General features: G+C 54.3%; 16 protein-coding genes. 4 read left to right on the top strand and 12 right to left on the bottom strand.

Annotated features, from left to right (window positions below):
- Positions 1-428: 428 nt before the first annotated feature.
- From L2097_RS02050 to yieE, 5 genes are all read right to left on the bottom strand, one after another.
- Positions 429-1,166, bottom strand: a complete 738-nt coding sequence (locus L2097_RS02050) for an amino acid ABC transporter ATP-binding protein (RefSeq protein WP_047369536.1) — start codon at positions 1,164-1,166, stop codon at positions 429-431.
- Positions 1,147-1,803 (bottom strand): amino acid ABC transporter permease, encoded by a 657-nt coding sequence (locus tag L2097_RS02045; protein WP_047369535.1) that lies wholly within the window; start codon positions 1,801-1,803, stop codon positions 1,147-1,149. The genes L2097_RS02050 and L2097_RS02045 overlap by 20 nt, the downstream gene beginning before the upstream one ends.
- The gene (locus L2097_RS02040) at positions 1,803-2,468 is read right to left on the bottom strand and encodes an amino acid ABC transporter permease (protein ID WP_085005322.1); all 666 of its coding nucleotides are present in this window, start codon (positions 2,466-2,468) and stop codon (positions 1,803-1,805) included. The genes L2097_RS02045 and L2097_RS02040 overlap by 1 nt, the downstream gene beginning before the upstream one ends.
- Positions 2,469-2,477: 9 nt before the next feature.
- The gene (locus tag L2097_RS02035) at positions 2,478-3,263 is read right to left on the bottom strand and encodes a transporter substrate-binding domain-containing protein (protein WP_047369533.1); all 786 of its coding nucleotides are present in this window, start codon (positions 3,261-3,263) and stop codon (positions 2,478-2,480) included.
- 178 nt (positions 3,264-3,441) lie between these two features.
- On the bottom strand, positions 3,442-4,308 hold the full coding sequence (gene yieE / locus L2097_RS02030; RefSeq protein WP_047369532.1) for a DNA-binding transcriptional regulator YeiE: 867 nt from the start codon (positions 4,306-4,308) through the stop codon (positions 3,442-3,444).
- A gap of 120 nt (positions 4,309-4,428) precedes the next feature.
- Between yieE and L2097_RS02025 the strand changes: the two genes are divergently transcribed.
- The 3 genes from L2097_RS02025 (at position 4,429) to L2097_RS02015 (ending at position 7,637) form a co-directional block, all read left to right on the top strand.
- Positions 4,429-5,481, top strand: a complete 1,053-nt coding sequence (locus tag L2097_RS02025) for a YeiH family protein (RefSeq protein WP_047369531.1) — start codon at positions 4,429-4,431, stop codon at positions 5,479-5,481.
- A 197-nt stretch (positions 5,482-5,678) separates the two neighbouring features.
- A complete protein-coding gene (gene nfo / locus L2097_RS02020) occupies positions 5,679-6,536 on the top strand; it encodes a deoxyribonuclease IV (protein WP_229220436.1) in 858 nt (285 codons plus the stop codon).
- A complete protein-coding gene (locus L2097_RS02015) occupies positions 6,537-7,637 on the top strand; it encodes a sugar kinase (protein WP_250352029.1) in 1,101 nt (366 codons plus the stop codon).
- Between the two features lie 34 nt (positions 7,638-7,671).
- Here the strand turns inward: L2097_RS02015 and L2097_RS02010 are convergent, their stop codons facing one another.
- From L2097_RS02010 to L2097_RS02000, 3 genes are all read right to left on the bottom strand, one after another.
- Positions 7,672-8,922, bottom strand: a complete 1,251-nt coding sequence (locus L2097_RS02010) for a NupC/NupG family nucleoside CNT transporter (RefSeq protein WP_250352028.1) — start codon at positions 8,920-8,922, stop codon at positions 7,672-7,674.
- Positions 8,923-9,018: 96 nt separating this feature from the next.
- Complete coding sequence (locus L2097_RS02005; protein WP_047369527.1) at positions 9,019-9,954, bottom strand: pseudouridine-5'-phosphate glycosidase; 936 nt, start codon at positions 9,952-9,954, stop codon at positions 9,019-9,021.
- Positions 9,947-10,882 (bottom strand): pseudouridine kinase, encoded by a 936-nt coding sequence (locus L2097_RS02000; RefSeq protein ID WP_250352027.1) that lies wholly within the window; start codon positions 10,880-10,882, stop codon positions 9,947-9,949. Before L2097_RS02000 ends, L2097_RS02005 begins: the two co-directional genes overlap by 8 nt.
- Before the next feature lie 172 nt (positions 10,883-11,054).
- Here L2097_RS02000 and L2097_RS25670 point away from each other — a divergent pair, with 172 nt between their 5' ends.
- Positions 11,055-11,186 (top strand): hypothetical protein, encoded by a 132-nt coding sequence (locus tag L2097_RS25670; RefSeq protein ID WP_277922260.1) that lies wholly within the window; start codon positions 11,055-11,057, stop codon positions 11,184-11,186.
- A 107-nt stretch (positions 11,187-11,293) separates the two neighbouring features.
- On the opposite strand, the gene L2097_RS01995 is transcribed toward L2097_RS25670, so the two are convergent.
- The 4 genes from L2097_RS01995 to fruB all read right to left on the bottom strand — a co-directional run bounded on the left by L2097_RS01995 (position 11,294) and on the right by fruB (position 16,383).
- Complete coding sequence (locus L2097_RS01995) at positions 11,294-12,364, bottom strand: fimbrial protein (protein ID WP_250352026.1); 1,071 nt, start codon at positions 12,362-12,364, stop codon at positions 11,294-11,296.
- Positions 12,365-12,610: 246 nt separating this feature from the next.
- The gene (gene fruA / locus L2097_RS01990) at positions 12,611-14,299 is read right to left on the bottom strand and encodes a PTS fructose transporter subunit IIBC (RefSeq protein ID WP_250352025.1); all 1,689 of its coding nucleotides are present in this window, start codon (positions 14,297-14,299) and stop codon (positions 12,611-12,613) included.
- 15 nt (positions 14,300-14,314) lie between these two features.
- On the bottom strand, positions 14,315-15,253 hold the full coding sequence (fruK, locus tag L2097_RS01985; RefSeq protein ID WP_047369522.1) for a 1-phosphofructokinase: 939 nt from the start codon (positions 15,251-15,253) through the stop codon (positions 14,315-14,317).
- Complete coding sequence (gene fruB, locus L2097_RS01980) at positions 15,253-16,383, bottom strand: fused PTS fructose transporter subunit IIA/HPr protein (RefSeq protein ID WP_142517797.1); 1,131 nt, start codon at positions 16,381-16,383, stop codon at positions 15,253-15,255. The genes fruK and fruB overlap by 1 nt, the downstream gene beginning before the upstream one ends.
- Between the last annotated feature and the right edge of the window lie 118 nt (positions 16,384-16,501).

Here is a 16,501-nt window from a genome sequence, read left to right as displayed (position 1 = left end):
GCTCTGGTGGTCATTCCGTTCACCTTATGTTCCGTGCTTTTCTATCGCGACAGAACCTGTGAACGTGCCAGGGTGGCTCACCGCCGCCACCCTGGCGACCCGGGCTCCCGGCCAGGAAAATCGCCGCTGGCGCGGTGCATTCGTCTTATGTCGTCTGACTTTCGGGTCGGGGACCAGCCTACATCCTTGTAGGCTATCCCCTCCGCCCGCTTCCCTGCGGGCGGCCCCGGTCAGCCGTCAACGCCTCATCGATTTTCAGCCGGACCCTGTCATCGCGGTAACGGTTTTATTCTCATGACGCGGTGTCATCGCTGTAAAACGTCATATGACCAGGGATTCCTCAGCCCTCAGGGAGAGGGAACCGATCGTGCTCGCATTTTTTTGTGGGGATCGCTTCCCCCCCTCAGAGTGAGGAAAAAAACACAGACTTAATTCAATCCCCGTACTGAGGCGATAAATTGCTGCAACTCAGGGGTACGCGGCTGGGTAAAGAACGACTGACTTTCCCCCTGCTCCCATACTTTTCCCTGATGCATAAACACCACCCGGTCGCCCACTTCGCGGGCAAAACTCATCTCATGGGTCACCAGAATCAGGGTCATCCCTTCGGCGGCAAGTTGCTCCAGCACGCGTAATACCTCACCCACCAGCTCCGGGTCCAGCGCCGAGGTTATCTCATCGCACAGTAACACTTTCGGTTTCATCGCCAGCGCACGGGCAATCGCCACGCGCTGCTGCTGTCCGCCTGACAAATTGGACGGATAATAATCGATTCGCTCGCCGAGACCGACCTTCTCCAGCATCTCGATCGCCAGCTTGCGGCACTCATCTGCCGGCAATTTCAGCACCCGCCGCGGCGCCAGCATCACGTTCTCCAGCGCGGTCATATGCGGAAACAGATTAAAACTCTGAAATACCATCCCCACCGATCGGCTGATCTCACGCGCCTGCGATTCCCTGTCGGTTACCGTCATCCCGCCAAGTTTAATACTGCCGTCCTGGTAGCCCTCCAGCCCATTCATACAGCGTAACAAGGTGCTTTTCCCGGAACCGCTGCGCCCGATGATCGACACCACTTCACCCATTTCGATATCCAGGCTTACGCCTTTGAGCACGTGGTTGTCGCCATAGTATTTTTGCACGTCATTAATGGTGATGAGCGGCATGGAATTTCTTCTCCAGATAACGGCTGTAACGCGACAGCGGGTAACACATCAGGAAATAGCCCAGTGCGACCAGGCCAAACACTTTAAACGGCGCGAAGGTGACATTATTCAGCATGGTGCCCGCTTTGGTCAGTTCGACAAAGCCGATAATCGAGGCCAGCGCCGTGCCTTTAATGACCTGGACGGAAAAGCCGACCGTCGGGGCGATGGCAATACGGATAGCCTGCGGCGCAATCACCCGAAACAGTGTCTGACCAAAACTTAACCCCAGACAGCGACAAGCCTCCCACTGCCCTTTCGGCAACGCCTTAATGCTGCCGTACCAGATATCCAACAGGAACGCGCTGGTAAAAAGGGTCAGCGCCAACGTTGCCGCCGTCCACGGGCTCACATCAATGCCGAACAGGGCAATACCGAAGAAAGCCAGAAAGAGCTGCATCAGCAGCGGTGTGCCCTGAAAAAGCGCGGCATATGCGCTAATCAGCCGTTTCGGCCAGCGCCAGCGGCTAATACGTAATACCAGCAGCGGTAATGTCACCAGCGTGCCGCAGACAAAGGCGATAAGCGACAGCAGCAAGGTCCAGCGCGCCGCCAGCAGCAGGTTGCGCAGAATATCCCAGTCGGTAAATGTACTCATCAACTCTCGCTCCCCAACCACTTCCTGCCCGCCGCCATCAGCACCTGACGCATCAGCAGTGACAGCGCCAGATACAACAATGTGGTGACCAGATACACTTCAAAGCTCAAAAACGTGCGCGACTGAATCAGGTTTGCGGCAAACGTCAGCTCTTCGTAGGAAACCTGCGAGACCACCGACGATCCCAGCATCACGATAATGCACTGGCTAACCAGCGCCGGATAAATACGCCGTAGCGACGGCGGCAGGATCACGCGGAAAAAGGTCTGTGCTTTCGTTAACCCCAGCACACGCGCCGCTTCCCATTGTCCTTTTGGTGCCACCTGGATCCCGGCGCGGATAATCTCCGTACTGTAGGCCCCCAGATTGACCAGCATGGCGATCAACGCCGCCTCGCCTGCCGTTAATTTCAGCCCCAGGCCCGGCAGACCGAAAACGATAAAAAAGAGCTGTACCACGAACGGCGTATTACGAATAAGCTCGACATACGCCCCCCAGATATGGCTCGCCAGCGTGGGCTTACCGCTACGCAGCGCCGCGCCCAGAATGCCGAGAGACACACCGCCGATGGTTGCCAGAATGGTTAACGTTACCGTGGTCCAAAGCCCCGCGAGTAGCTGCGGCCAGAAAGGCCACAGCGCGGCAAAATCAAGCGTTGTCGTCATGCCAGACCCTTACACGCCCAGGGTGGCGGGCAGCGGTGCCTGCATCCATTTCTGCGAGAAATTATTGAGCGTGCCATCTTTCAGCGCCTGTTCAATCAACTTGTCGACTTCGGCTTTCAGCGCAGGCTCGTTTTTCTTAAGCCCGATAAAGCACGGCGAATCTTTAAGCATAAATTTGCTGACCGGCGCTTTTTCCGGGTTCTGGCGGGCAATCGCGGCCACCACAACGTTACCCGTCGCCATGTACTGAACCTGCCCGGAAAGATAGGCAGAGATAGTGGTGTTGTTATCTTCGTAGCGTTTGACCTCGGCATCTTTCGGCGCCAGATCGCTTAACACCATGTCTTCTACCGCGCCGCGAGTGACGCCGATCGACTTACCGCTCAGCGCGGCAGCATCCGCCAGTGTGGCGTCTTTCGGGCCAAACACCCCGAGGAAGAACGGCGCATAGGCGCGACTAAAGTCGATCACTTTTTCACGCTCAGCATTCTTACCGAGGCTGGAGATAACCAGATCAACTTTATTGGTTTGCAGGTAAGGCACTCGGTTAGCGCTGGTCACCGGCACCAGTTCCACCTTCACCTTCATCTCTTTAGCCAGATACTCCGCCATATCGATATCGTAGCCCTGCGGCTTGAGATCGGTTCCCACCGAGCCAAACGGCGGAAAGTCCTGCGGTACAGCCACACGCAGTACGCCGCGTTTTTGAATATCCTGTAGCTGATCGGCCATCGCCTGCCCCGCACAGGACAACATTAATGCCGCACCCGCTGCCGCCATCATCCACTTCTTCATTCTTGTCACCTCATCGCTCATGAAACAAAAGATTCTTTGAATCACTTTTTGCAACTAATGTGCCAACGCGATAAAAACACTGTCTCGCCTGCTACAGCGGGAGTTAAGCGGTTATAAAGGAGAGATTAAGCCAGGCAGCGCCACACCAAAATGGTGCAGCCGCCTATTACTGGTGCAATCATATTTCGCAATAACGCAAAAAACGATTCAGTGCACTGGAAAGATGCTTTTGACGGTGATGAATGCGCCACAGAGTACGCACCAGACGAGGCAGTGGAACAGGGACTTCCACCAATGAACCCGCCTCAAGCTGTTCGGCAATCACGCGCCGCGACAGACAACTGATGCCAAGCCCGTGGCGCACGGCATGTTTGATAGCCTCGGAGTTGCCAAGCTCCATGCCGAGATGAAATTCAGGCAAATGAGACAGCAGCAGGTAATCGACAATTTCGCGCGTACCGGAGCCACGCTCACGCAGGATCCACGGCGCGGCGGCCAGGCGCGCCAGCGTGACGTCCTCCTGCAATAGCGGAGAATCCGGCGGCGCGAACACCACCAGTTCATCTTCAAGCCAGGGTTCCGCAATGATCTCGGCCGTATGGCAGGGTCCTTCAATCAGACCGATATCGACGCGAAAATCAGCCACCGCATTAATAACGTCCTGGCTGTTGCCTACGCTCATATCCAGCGGCAACTGAGGAAAATCTCGTCGATAGTGGGCAATGATTTCCGGCAGGATGTAATTACCAATCGTACTGCTGGCGTAGACGCGGATTGCCCCGTTTTCTTCCCGAAACAGTTGTTCAATTTCCGTCGCCTGTTCCAGCAGCGCCAGTGCACGAGGATAGAGCAAACGGCCATGTTCGTTCACCACCAGCCGCTTACCAACACGATCGAAAAGCTGAACGCTGAGTTGCCCTTCGAGGTCGGTGAGCGCGGCGCTGACTGCCGATTGCGATAACGCCAGCATTTGCGAGGCCTGCGTCGTGGAACCGCTCTTGAGCACCTCGGCGAAAACTTCGAGCTGCCGTAGTGTGATATGCATAAATTTTCACCATCGGGGCAAGGGTCGCTTACCACTTATAAAGATTAATTATAAATATATAATCAATTTTACCTTTAAACCAGAGCACCGTAACCTTTTCCCAGGAGAAAGGAGAAGGTTATGACTGAAATCACACATCATGTTTCACGCAAGAACGACATCGCGTTATTCGTACCGGGTCTATTGCTCAGTGCGGTCATCGCCGGGCTGGCATTGTGGCTGGGTAATATTCCCTCGGTTGCGGGTGCGGGGTTTAGCGCGCTAACGCTGGCAATTTTATTCGGCATCGTCGCAGGTAATACGCTTTACCCACGCCTCCATGTTCGTTGTGATGCAGGCGTATTATGGTCAAAACAGCATTTGTTGCGTCTGGGTATTATTCTTTATGGCTTGCGCCTGACATTTTCGCAAATTGCCGAGGTAGGCGTCAGCGGCATCACTATTGACGTTTTAATGCTCTCCAGCACCTTTATGCTGGCCTGTTTGCTCGGGCAAAAAGTGTTTGGGCTGGACAGAAAAACCAGTTGGCTGATTGGCGCAGGCAGCAGCATTTGCGGCGCAGCGGCAGTGCTGGCGACTGAACCGGTGGTCAAAGCCGAGTCCAGCAAAGTAGCCGTTGCCGTCGCCACGGTGGTGATTTACGGGACGCTGGCCATTTTTATCTATCCGGCAATCTATCCGCTGCTGGCTCACTGGTTCACCCCCGAAGCGTATGGCATCTATATGGGGTCAACCATGCATGAAGTGGCGCAGGTTGTGGCCGCGGGTCATGCTGTCAGCCCGGATGCCGAGAATGCGGCGGTCATCGCCAAAATGTTGCGCGTAATGATGCTGGCGCCGTTCCTGATCCTGCTCGCCTCCCGGGTTAAACAACTCTCCCCTGCGGCAAGCGGCGAAAAAAGCAAAATTACTATTCCGTGGTTTGCCGTGCTGTTTATCCTGGTGGCGGTGTTTAACTCGTTCCATTTGCTGCCGAAAGGTGTGGTTGATGTCCTGATTACCATCGATACGGTTTTGCTGGCGATGGCAATGGCCGCACTGGGGTTAACCACCCATATCAGCGCCCTGAAAAAGGCAGGAGCGAAGCCGCTATTAATGGCGCTGGCGCTGTTTGTCTGGCTGATTGTCGGTGGCGGTGCCATTAACCTGCTGGTGCACCATTTGATGGCATAAAACCTTACGTCTCTTCTCTGTTAACCCGCTATTATTGGAAAAATGTTTATTTGATTACGCAAAATCCTTCGCGTTGCATCCAGGCGGCAAATGAACGAATCCCCGGCGCGTAAAGAAGTACGTGACGGGGTGAGTGAAGCCAACAGTGATGTCGCGTGAAGGATGACGCGTATTGCGGGTTTAACAGGAGTCTTTACATGAAATACATCGGAGCGCATGTCAGCGCCGCGGGCGGTCTGGCCAATGCCGCCATTCGCGCAGCAGAAATCGAAGCCACTGCGTTTGCCCTGTTCACAAAAAATCAGCGTCAATGGCGTGCCGCACCGCTCAGCAGCGAGACGATTGATGAATTCAAAGCCGCCTGCGAAAAATACCATTATCAGCCGGGACAAATTCTCCCCCACGACAGCTACCTGATTAACCTGGGCCATCCGGTTGAAGAGGCGCTGGAAAAATCCCGCGACGCGTTTCTTGATGAAATGCAACGCTGCGAACAACTGGGGCTAACGCTGCTGAACTTCCACCCGGGCAGCCATCTGATGCAAATCGACGAAGACAAGTGCCTGGCGCGTATTGCCGAATCCATTAACATCGTGCTCGCACAAACCAAAGGCGTCACGGCGGTTATCGAAAACACCGCGGGCCAAGGTAGCAACCTTGGTTTTCGCTTTGAACATCTGGCCGCGATCATCGACGGCGTGGAAGACAAATCGCGCGTCGGCGTGTGCATCGATACCTGCCATGCGTTTGCTGCCGGGTACGATCTGCGCACCACCGAAAGCACCGCGAAGGTTTTCACCGAATTTGAACGCGTCGTGGGGTTCAACTATCTGCGTGGGATGCACCTCAACGATGCCAAAAGCACATTTGGCAGCCGTGTTGACCGCCATCACAGTCTGGGCGAAGGCAATATTGGTCATGACGCCTTCCGCTGGATCATGCAGGACGATCGTTTCGACGGTATTCCGCTCATTCTGGAAACCATCAATCCGGACATTTGGGCAGAAGAGATCGCCTGGTTAAAGGCGCAACAAAATGAAGAGGCTGCGGCATAAATGAACGACAGGGAAAAACAGATATTACAAATCCTGCGCAGCAATCCACTGATTCAGCAAAATGAGATAGGCGATATTTTACAAATCAGCCGTTCACGCGTCGCCGCCCACATTATGGATTTGATGCGAAAAGGGCTGATTAAAGGCAAGGGCTACATTCTGACCGAACAGGATTACTGTGTCGTGTTTGGCGCCATCAATATGGATATTCGCGGCGTTGCCGATATTCATTATCCGCAGTCCGCCTCCAACCCCGGTAGCATTCAGTGTTCTGCAGGCGGCGTCGGACGTAATGTCGCCCACAATCTCGCTCTGCTGGGCCGCGATGTGCACCTGATCTCAGCCGTGGGGGATGATTTTTACGGTGAAACGTTACTGGAACAGACCCGTCTGGCCGGGGTGAATGTGCAAAGCTGTATTCGTCTGCATGGGCACAACACCTCTACCTATCTGTCGATTGCCAATCAGCAGGAAGAGACGGTACTGGCCATCAACGATACCCATATTCTGCAGCAATTGACGCCGCAGCTGCTCAATACCTCGCGCGACCTGGTGATGCATGCGGGCGTGGTGCTCGCCGATTGCAACCTGACCGAAGAGGCACTGGAGTGGGTCTTCACCATGGCGGGGAATATTCCGGTCTTTGTCGATACGGTTTCCGAATTCAAAGCCGACAAGATTCGCCCCTGGCTATCGCGCATTCATACCCTGAAACCCACGTTACAGGAGTTGCAGATCTTGTGGGGGCAGCCGATTCGGCGCGAAGCAGACAAAATAGCGGCGGTAAATTCACTCCATGAACAAGGGGTGCAACGCATCTTCGTGTACCTGGACGATGATTCCGTATTCTGCTCTAAACGTGATGGCGAGCAGCTACTGCTGGCTTCACCGGATCACGCCTTCACTGACCGTTTCGGCGCGGACGACGGATTTATGGCGGGGCTGCTGTATAGCTTCCTTGAGGGGGGCGATTTTACGGAAAGCGCTCACTTTGCTATGGCCTGTGCGGCGATTTCCCGTGCCAGTGTGAGTATCAACAATCCTGCCCTGTCAGCAGAAAATGCGATGAGTTTGCTGAATACAAACAAAGCGGAGGCGTAAGAACGCACGCCAGTAGCGCTGGCGTGCGGTTGATTCAGGCAAGGCCGATAAAGAACCCGGCGATGGTGGCACTCATCAGGTTTGAGAGCGTTGCCGCCGCCAGCGCCCGCATCCCAAGCTGAGCGATTTCCGGCGCGCGCTGGGGGGCTATCGCGGAAAAGGCCCCGACCACTACGCCAATGGAACCGAAGTTGGCAAACCCGCACAGCGCAAACGAGATAATGGCGATGGTTTTGACATCCAGCGTGCCGCCCGTTTGCAGATAAGGTGAGAAATTGAGATAGGCCACGAACTCATTGATCGCCAGCTTTTGCCCAATCAGGCTGCCGGCCAGCGTCGCATCGTGCCAGTCTACGCCCATGATCCACGCCAGCGGGGCCAGCACATAACCGAAGATCCCTTCCAGCGTGGCATGACCGAAACCAAACCAGCCGCCCACGCCGCCAATGATGCCGTTTAATAGCGCAATGATCGCCACAAACGCCATCACCACCGTCGCCACACCCGCGGCAATTTTCAGCCCGGTCATCGCCCCGCTTGCCGCCGCTTCAATGATGCTTTTGGGCGGTGTTTCGGTAAACGAGAGATTTTCAAACGTGACCTGAGAGGTCTCGGTTGCCGGACTCAGCATACGGGCAAACAGGATACCGCCCGGGATCGCCATTAATGACGCGGCCAGCAGGTAGTCAATCGGCACTCCCATTCCGGCATAACCGATCATCATTGATCCGGCAATCGAGGCCATCCCGCTGCAAATCGCAGTAAACAATTCGTTGCGGTTAAGCTTATGGATAAACGGCTTCACGATAGCGGGGATTTCATTCTGCCCGAGGAAAATCGTGGTCACGGCGACGAACGATTCGATCTTACTGATGTTCAGCGCCTTCTGGAAAATCCCCCCCAGAATGCGGATCAGTAATCCCATCACGCCTATATAGTAGAGCAGGCTGATTAGCGCGGTAACAAAGATAATTGCAGGCAGTACGCGGAAGGCGAAAATAAACCCGGCGCCGTCAAACAACACATCCATTTTCGGCCCGACCAGCGAGCCAAAGATAAAAGCGCTGCCCGCGTCGCTGTAGGACATGACTTTATGAACGCCCAGCGCCGCCTGCTCAACCAGCCATTTGCCTGGCGGGAAATAAAGCATAATCCCGCCGATAGCGATTTGCAGCAGCAGTGCGGCGCCCACGGTGCGTAAGCTGATGCGCTTTTTATTTACTGACAGCAGAAAAGCGATGGCCAGTAATACCACCATACCCAGAAAACTTCTCATTATATCCATAATGATTTTCCCTTCATGCCAGGAAACCCGGCGTAAACGCCAGGTTTTGGTATGTCTGATATCCCTGCGGGCGACCGCTCGCTGCCCGCGCGTGGGTTATGCGAGACGTTGGTACTCTTTTGCGATTTCACATGCCAGCACGGCGTTGTTGAACACCAGCTGAATGTTTGATTTCAGGCTGTCGCCGCCGGTTAATTCAGCAACACGCGCCAGCAGGAACGGCGTGCTCTCTTTACCGACCACACCCTGCTCTTCAGCCTCTTTCACCGCCCGATCGATAGCGGCGTTGATTTTCTCTTCTGCCATCGCAAACTGCTCGGGAATGGGGTTCGCCACGACCAGGCCACCATTAAGGCCGGTTTGCCATTTCACCGCCATTGCGCGGGCGATCTCTTTGGCGCTGTCCAGACGAATGCTGACCTCAAACGGGCTGGTACGGCAGAAAAACGCCGGCAATGATTTTGTCTGATAACCAATTAGCGGCACGCCGAAGGTTTCCAGATATTCGGTGGTCAGGCCAAGGTCGAGAATAGATTTCGCCCCTGCACAAACCACTGTAACGTTCGTGTGCGCCAGTTCCTGCAAATCGGCGGAAATATCAAACGTATGTTCGGCGCCACGGTGAACGCCGCCAATACCGCCCGTCGCGAAAACTTTAATCCCAGCCAGTGCGGCAATAATCATGGTGGAGGCTACTGTGGTGGCGCCATTTAATCCGGCGGCGACCACAAACGGTAAATCGCGGCGGCTGACTTTTGCGACACTGTGTCCTTCACGACCTAATAATTCAATTTCGTCTTTCGTTAAACCAACTTTCATTACACCGTTAATAATGGCGATTGTCGCAGGTACCGCACCGTGTTTACGAATAGTCTCTTCGACTTCAATTGCCGTTTGCGCATTTTGCGGGAACGGCATACCGTGAGAAATAATTGTCGATTCCAGCGCTACAACCGGTTTGTTATTTTCCAGTGCTTCTTTTACTTCCGCAGAGATATGCAGTAATTCAGGGGAAATCGTTAATTCAGACATCTTGTTTCTCCACTAGCGATGTGACTTTTGAAAAAGATAAGTCAGGATTATTGGTATATTCGGACGCCAGCGCCATGGACGAACAGCCTTGCGCAAAACGCACCGAATCGATAAATGAAAAACCTGCCACCCAACAGGCCGCCAGACCCGCCATCATGGCATCGCCAGCCCCGGTAACATTAACGACCTGGGTTTTAATCGGAGGTGACCACCCACTGACGCCGCCGCGCTCGCTGTAATAGACACCGTCGCCGCCCATGCTCAGTACCAGCCGCTGCAGGCCGCGGGTGTGAAACCATTCGGCAACCTTTACCACATCGTCGCGCCCGGCAAGCGTAATGCCGCTGAGAGTTTCAGCCTCAAGGCGATTGGGTTTGAGGGTATGAATCTGCCCCAGCCAGTCGCGAATTTTTACGCATTTCCAGGCAGAGACCGGGTCGACAAAAACAGGCGTGTCGCCCGCATGGGTTAGTAGCCAGCCCAGTGCGTCTTCGCTGATATTACAGTCGACCACCACCACCCTGGCATCGCGAATAAAATCAATATGTTTTGCCAAAAAAGCCGCCGATAAATGCTCGGTAATATGCATATCGTTGATGGCAACCAGCATTTCACCGGTATTATCCAGAAGGGATAAATAACTCGACGTATTTTCCCCCGCTACAATCAGGCATTTTTCTATATGAACGCCCGCCTGACGGGTTTGATTGAGAAGAGATTGCCCATAAAAATCATCACCCACTACGGTGAGTAACCAGGACTCAGCTCCCAGCAAGGCAAGATTCTGTGAAATATTACGCCCCACGCCGCCCGGCGTGAATTTTATTTTACCCGGGTTGGAATCCGCGTAATTCAATACACCATGAGAATAACCGGCCACATCCATATTGGCGGAACCAATAGTGATTATATAATCCTTTTTACGCATAGAACGCCCTCTGGCAAAGAAATGCCATATCAATGAGATCGTCGAGATAACATAAAATTATCTATCGATGGCGAAAACCTTATTAGAGCACATGTTTATTTAAGAACATGTGCTCATCGTATACCTGATTTGCGTAAAGTAAACACATCAGAGGGAGCGAGGATGAATAGGTATGAAGGACATCACAAATTTATGGGGGACGAGCCTGAAACAAAATAAAGAAATGAGAGATTGGACACAAAAGACCAACAGGCATAATAAACAGGCGCGCCAGCAAAGCCAGACGCGCCACGGTAGCGGGTAAGTACGATAACGGTCCCGGCGCGGGTAACACGCCAGATTTAAGAGCGTTGCTGTCACAAGGGCATCGTACCGCTATGTCCAGCGCATTAACGCAAACGCGGGTTTCACTCAGTTATAGGTGACCGTGAAGGTCAACTTACCGTTGGCTTTCCCGCCTGTGACTGTGCTTGCGGTTTTAATGTAACGGGCATACAGCGGCAACGTGATACTCAGCCTTCCATCAGTAGGAAGAGTATATTCCAGCGGATTATTCAGATTGACTTTGCCAACTACACTTTCCGTAGTGGAAAGCTGGATCCCCACGCCCACTGCGTGCGGAGAATTATTGGCGCCGGTGGTGGCGATTTTTATTATTCCGTCAGTCGCGCTAACCACGCCGTCGTTGGGAGTCAGGGTGACAGAGGCAATATTACTTTTTATTGCAGCCGGCGAGGAAGTCCCCGTTCCGCTGTTCCAGGTATTGTTGGTCGCCCAGCCGGAGAAGGTGCCGCAATTCGTCAGCCTGATGCTGGCGTCTTTCCACGCGGTGCCGCTGCCGATACTGCCAAACACGCCCTGTTCGTGGGTTCCCAGTGGCACCGAAGTTGAAGGCGTCGAGATATCACAGGTCGGCGCATTCAGGCTCATGGCGCCGCTGAAGGATAAGCGCATTATTTCAGCCTCTCGCATATTGAACTGAATGACAGGAAAGGAGGAAATATCAATCACTCCGGAGCCGATAGTGTTGTCGATTTTTATTAGCGAGACGACAACATCATCATCACCCGATGTTAAATTATCAAAGTTTGTACCAAGGCTAATTACCGCACTATCAAAATACGCCGGGATATCGCGATTGCCCCAGCTTAACTGGAACCTTACGCCAATCCCCTCTACGTTGGTCTTATAAACCCCGGTACGACTCGACAGGGTTAATGTATTGCTATAAAAAGAATATATTGACCGCGCCCGAACGGCCGGGTTGCATGTCACCCGAGTCCATTCAGCCCCAGTAGTTTTGAATACTTGCTTAAATATCACGCCACCGACGGGCAGCGATGCGGGAACATTCAGCGTGCCATTTAGCGGCATGGTGTATTCTTTTACTGGCTTATTAGCAGTACACCCTGCCCTCGCGTTGGTTGCCCAGAGAATTGAACATAAACTTAACAGCAGTAAAGTTTTCCCCTGTTTTAACATCACCTGCCTCCCTGCCCCTCAATTGCGCGTAAAGGGGGAATATAGGGCAGAGCCAGCGCTAAAAAGTGAAATTATTTAGAGGCAAAATACATCACCTTTGGTGAAGCCTAACGCACCGCCTCGTATGAGTAACGGTGAAAATGTGAAATTCAGAATTAAGCGGAAGGGAAATATATGCAGGGTCAACGGAAGGCGTTGCAAAATAAAAAAGGCCGAACGTGTCGGCCTTTAAGGTCATAAACCGTTTTATGCCGCTTTGGCAACCGCTTCGGTTTCCGGACGTTTCAGGAAGGCGTAGACCAGGCCTGCCAGCAGGGTACCTGCAACGATAGAGAGCAGGTAACCGACAACCGGCGTGATAGCTCCTGGGATCAGCAGAACGAACAGACCACCGTGCGGCGCCATCAGTTTCGCGCCAATCGCCATGGAGATAGCGCCCGTCAGCGCGCCACCGGCGATACAGCAGGGCAGAACACGCATCGGGTCACGCGCCGCGAACGGAATCGCACCTTCGGAGATAAAGCACAGCCCCAGAACCAGCGCTGCTTTGCCCCCTTCCTGCTGCCCTTTATCGAATTTGTTACGGGCAACAATGGTCGCCAGCCCCATCGCCAGCGGCGGCACCATACCGGCAGCCATGATGGCGGCCATCGGTGCGTAAGTCTGGGTACTCAGCAGGCCAACACCGAAGGCATATGCCGCTTTGTTCACCGGACCACCCATATCGGTACACATCATGCCGCCGAGGATTGCGCCCAACAGGACGGCGTTCGCCGTACCCATAGTTTGCAGCCAGGAAGTCAGACCGGCCAGGATGCCTGAAACCGGTTTACCGATAAGGTAAATCATCGCCAGGCCAACAATCAGGCTGGAGAACAGCGGAATGATCAGGATCGGTTTCAGTGCTTCCATACTTGGCGGCAGCTTAACGCCTTTACTGATGGCTTTCGCCAGATAACCGGCAAGGAAACCGGCAATGATGCCGCCGATAAAGCCAGAACCGGTGCTCACGGCCAGCATACCGCCGATAAGACCCGGCGTCAGGCCCGGGCGGTCAGCGATGGAGAACGCAATGTAACCCGCCAGTACCGGCACCATCAGGGCAAACGCAGAACCACCACCGATTTGCATCAGCGCGGCAGCCAGCGTATCCGGCGTTTTAAATGCGGTAATACCGAAAGCAAAGGAAAGTGCGATACACAAACCACCGGCAACGACCATCGGCAGCATGTAAGAGACCCCGGTCAACAGGTGACGATAGGCGCCCGCGCTCTCTTTTTTACCTTCACTGCTCGCCGATTGCGTACCGCCACTCGGCTGATACGTTTTCGCTTCGGTTTGCGCTTTGTCTAACTCCTGCGCCGTTTTCTTCAGGGCCAGCCCCGTGGTGGTACGGTACATCGGTTTGCCAGCGAATTTCGCCAGGTCTACTTCGATGTCCGCAGCCACAATCACCAGATCGGCCTGAGCCACTTCTTCCGGCGTGATGGCGTTACCCGCGCCAACAGAGCCGCGTGTTTCCACTTTCACCCACCAGCCGCGTTTTTTCGCTTCGGTTTCAATGGCCTCTGCCGCCATAAAGGTATGAGCAACGCCTGTCGGACATGCAGTGACGGCCACAATACGTTTCGGACCACTGGTAGAGGTCGCAGGTGCCGCCGCCGGAGCCGTGTACGGGGAAGCGTGGTTCTTCGCTTCGCTTAAAAACAGTTCCGGATGAGCCACAGCGCGATTGATGTCGCCCAGCCAGACTTTCTTGCCGCTCAGCGCGCTGTCAGCCGGCACGCGGGAGCCCAGAACGATCGCCAGCTCAGCTTCACCGGGGTTATCGATAAACTGCACATTCGCTTTTTGTGCCGCTGCGCCTAACAGGCTTTTCGCCATATATGCGCGAGCTTGACCGAGTTCAGAATCAATTATCAGCAGCGTTTTCATTATGCTCTCCTGCTGTTAGTTAAAGGGTTTTAAGTCAACACGCGCCATCATCGCGGCTAACTGGGTACGATCGGTAATACCTACATTGCTCTGGCTAACAGCCAGTGCTGCCACAGCAGTGGCCAGACGCAACGTATGTTCACTGGACTCTCGCATTAACAGGCCATAAATCAGACCGCCAACCATTGAATCCCCTGCGCCAACGGTGCTTACCACCTCCATTGACGGCGGTTTGGCGATCCATTCGCCAGAAGCGTTAACCCACAACGCCCCTTCCGCGCCCAGTGAAATAACCACATGGGCAATTCCTTGTTCACGAAGCGCATGCGCCGCGTCGATCACATCTTTCAATTCTGGTAATTTGCGGCCTGCCCAAATTTCGAGCTCGCGACGGTTAGGTTTAACCAGCCACGGTGCAGCTTTCAGACCAGCAACCAGCGCATCGCGGCTGCTGTCGAAAATGATGCATGGGCACTGACTGCGCAGGCGCGTCATCCAGTCGGTAAAGGCTTCCGGGCTCACACCAGATGGCAAGCTGCCGCTGACACACACCATGTCGAACTGACCCAGCCAGGTCAGTGAATCATTAACAAAACGCTCCCAGTCTGCCGGTGTTACTTCAAAGCCGGAGAAGTTGAAGTCTGTCACTTCACCGTCTTTTTCCGTCAGCTTCACGTTGATACGGGTACGGCCCTGTACAATCTGGAAACGGTTAGCAATGCCCAGCTCGCTGAACAACTGCTGAAAACCGTCCTGGTTGTCTTTACCCAGGAAGCCGCCAACGGTAACGTCGATGCCCAGGTCTTTCAGGACTTTCGCCACGTTGATGCCTTTACCCGCAGCATGCAGGCCGGTGGTGCGAACCAGGTTCACTTCACCGCGTTCAATTTCCGGGGTAAACCCGACCAAATCATAGGCTGGGTTAAGGGTAATGGTGGCTACACGTCTGCTCATTATGCGCCCTCCCCCAGACCAGCAGCGATGGCGTCGCCAATCGCTTTCAGCGCTTGTTCAGCATCATCGCCCTGCGCGGTGAAACGCAGACGGTGACCTTTCTTCACGCCCAGCGCGACCACTTTCATCAGGCTACGACCATTGGCGGATTTACCGGTACCGTCGAGGTTAGCGACAGTCACTTCGCTATTAAATTGTTTGATGGTATTGACCAGCATGGTACCCGGACGGGCATGCAGGCCATGTTCGTTGCGCACCACAAACTCAGCGGTCAGCAGGTTATCAGCAATAGCGTCGTCGCTGGTCAGCAGCGCCAACAGGGTAGCGGCATCGGCGCTCAGAAGACGGTCCGCTTTATTATCGAGCAGCAGGTTGCTCAGGCGTTTGAGTACGGCAACCGGCTGGTCATCAGCCATTGCGACACTGACCAGCAAGGCAACGCTCTCACCATTCACATCAAAGGCTTGTGCAGCACGGCTGACAGCCACCGCGCTTGCCAGGTTGCCCTGCGCGCTGTCGTTCAGCCAGATACCCTGACCGAGGTTCAGCGGTTGTTCGTTAATCGCGCGTGCCACATAGACAGCATCAACCGCGCCCGCTTCTTTCAGACGCGCGGCGTTCAATGCTTGTAATGTCACCAGGTCACTGGCGACAACGTCAAGGCTCAGCGTGTCGTTATCCAGTTTCAGCGACGCCGCCTGCTGTTCGCCCATCAGCAAGGCACGCAGTTCTTCTGCTGTGGTCGCGGATTGCAGCTGTGCAGCAACGGAATCATCGCTCAGGATGTGGGTCAGTTGACGCAACAGGCCGAGGTGCTCATCAGAACTGGCGGCAATACCGATAGCCACATAGGCTACCTGCCCTTCACCCCAGAGAATGCCTTGCGGGAACTGGAATACTTTTACGCCGGTTTTCAACACCTGGTCACGGGTATCGGTCGTTCCGTGCGGAATGGCAATCCCGTTGCCGAGGAAGGTCGAGGTCTGCTGCTCACGCGCCAGCATGCCATCAACATAACCACCGGCGACGTTGCCTGCTTCTGCCAGTGCGGCGGCAATCTGACGAATCGCCTCTTCTTTCGTCCCGGCCTGCTGGCCCGGATGGATGTCCTGAACGGATAACTGGAACATGTAAATCCTCTCCTGCTGAACTGAATCGTTTCAGCTGACTTGAGAAATAATGCGCCACCCTGAGATGTGTTGAAAACAAGATGACGCTGAAACGTTTCGCGAAGTTTTGATCTTTCCG

The organism is Citrobacter sp. MNAZ 1397 (genome assembly GCF_023613995.1).
Lineage (GTDB): Bacteria > Pseudomonadota > Gammaproteobacteria > Enterobacterales > Enterobacteriaceae > Phytobacter > Phytobacter ursingii.
This window is presented reverse-complemented; position numbering and strand designations above follow the sequence as displayed.

What these genes read in the sequence shown, in the direction of transcription:
- L2097_RS02050 (WP_047369536.1), bottom strand. Translation starts at nt 1,166, where the DNA reads ATGCCGCTCATCACCATTAATGACGTGCAAAAATACTATGGCGACAAC.
- L2097_RS02045 (WP_047369535.1), bottom strand. Translation starts at nt 1,803, where the DNA reads ATGAGTACATTTACCGACTGGGATATTCTGCGCAACCTGCTGCTGGCG.
- L2097_RS02040 (WP_085005322.1), bottom strand. Translation starts at nt 2,468, where the DNA reads ATGACGACAACGCTTGATTTTGCCGCGCTGTGGCCTTTCTGGCCGCAG.
- L2097_RS02035 (WP_047369533.1), bottom strand. Translation starts at nt 3,263, where the DNA reads ATGAAGAAGTGGATGATGGCGGCAGCGGGTGCGGCATTAATGTTGTCC.
- yieE (WP_047369532.1), bottom strand. Translation starts at nt 4,308, where the DNA reads ATGCATATCACACTACGGCAGCTCGAAGTTTTCGCCGAGGTGCTCAAG.
- L2097_RS02025 (WP_047369531.1), top strand. Translation starts at nt 4,429, where the DNA reads ATGACTGAAATCACACATCATGTTTCACGCAAGAACGACATCGCGTTA.
- nfo (WP_229220436.1), top strand. Translation starts at nt 5,679, where the DNA reads ATGAAATACATCGGAGCGCATGTCAGCGCCGCGGGCGGTCTGGCCAAT.
- L2097_RS02015 (WP_250352029.1), top strand. Translation starts at nt 6,537, where the DNA reads ATGAACGACAGGGAAAAACAGATATTACAAATCCTGCGCAGCAATCCA.
- L2097_RS02010 (WP_250352028.1), bottom strand. Translation starts at nt 8,922, where the DNA reads ATGGATATAATGAGAAGTTTTCTGGGTATGGTGGTATTACTGGCCATC.
- L2097_RS02005 (WP_047369527.1), bottom strand. Translation starts at nt 9,954, where the DNA reads ATGTCTGAATTAACGATTTCCCCTGAATTACTGCATATCTCTGCGGAA.
- L2097_RS02000 (WP_250352027.1), bottom strand. Translation starts at nt 10,882, where the DNA reads ATGCGTAAAAAGGATTATATAATCACTATTGGTTCCGCCAATATGGAT.
- L2097_RS25670 (WP_277922260.1), top strand. Translation starts at nt 11,055, where the DNA reads ATGAAGGACATCACAAATTTATGGGGGACGAGCCTGAAACAAAATAAA.
- L2097_RS01995 (WP_250352026.1), bottom strand. Translation starts at nt 12,364, where the DNA reads ATGTTAAAACAGGGGAAAACTTTACTGCTGTTAAGTTTATGTTCAATT.
- fruA (WP_250352025.1), bottom strand. Translation starts at nt 14,299, where the DNA reads ATGAAAACGCTGCTGATAATTGATTCTGAACTCGGTCAAGCTCGCGCA.
- fruK (WP_047369522.1), bottom strand. Translation starts at nt 15,253, where the DNA reads ATGAGCAGACGTGTAGCCACCATTACCCTTAACCCAGCCTATGATTTG.
- fruB (WP_142517797.1), bottom strand. Translation starts at nt 16,383, where the DNA reads ATGTTCCAGTTATCCGTTCAGGACATCCATCCGGGCCAGCAGGCCGGG.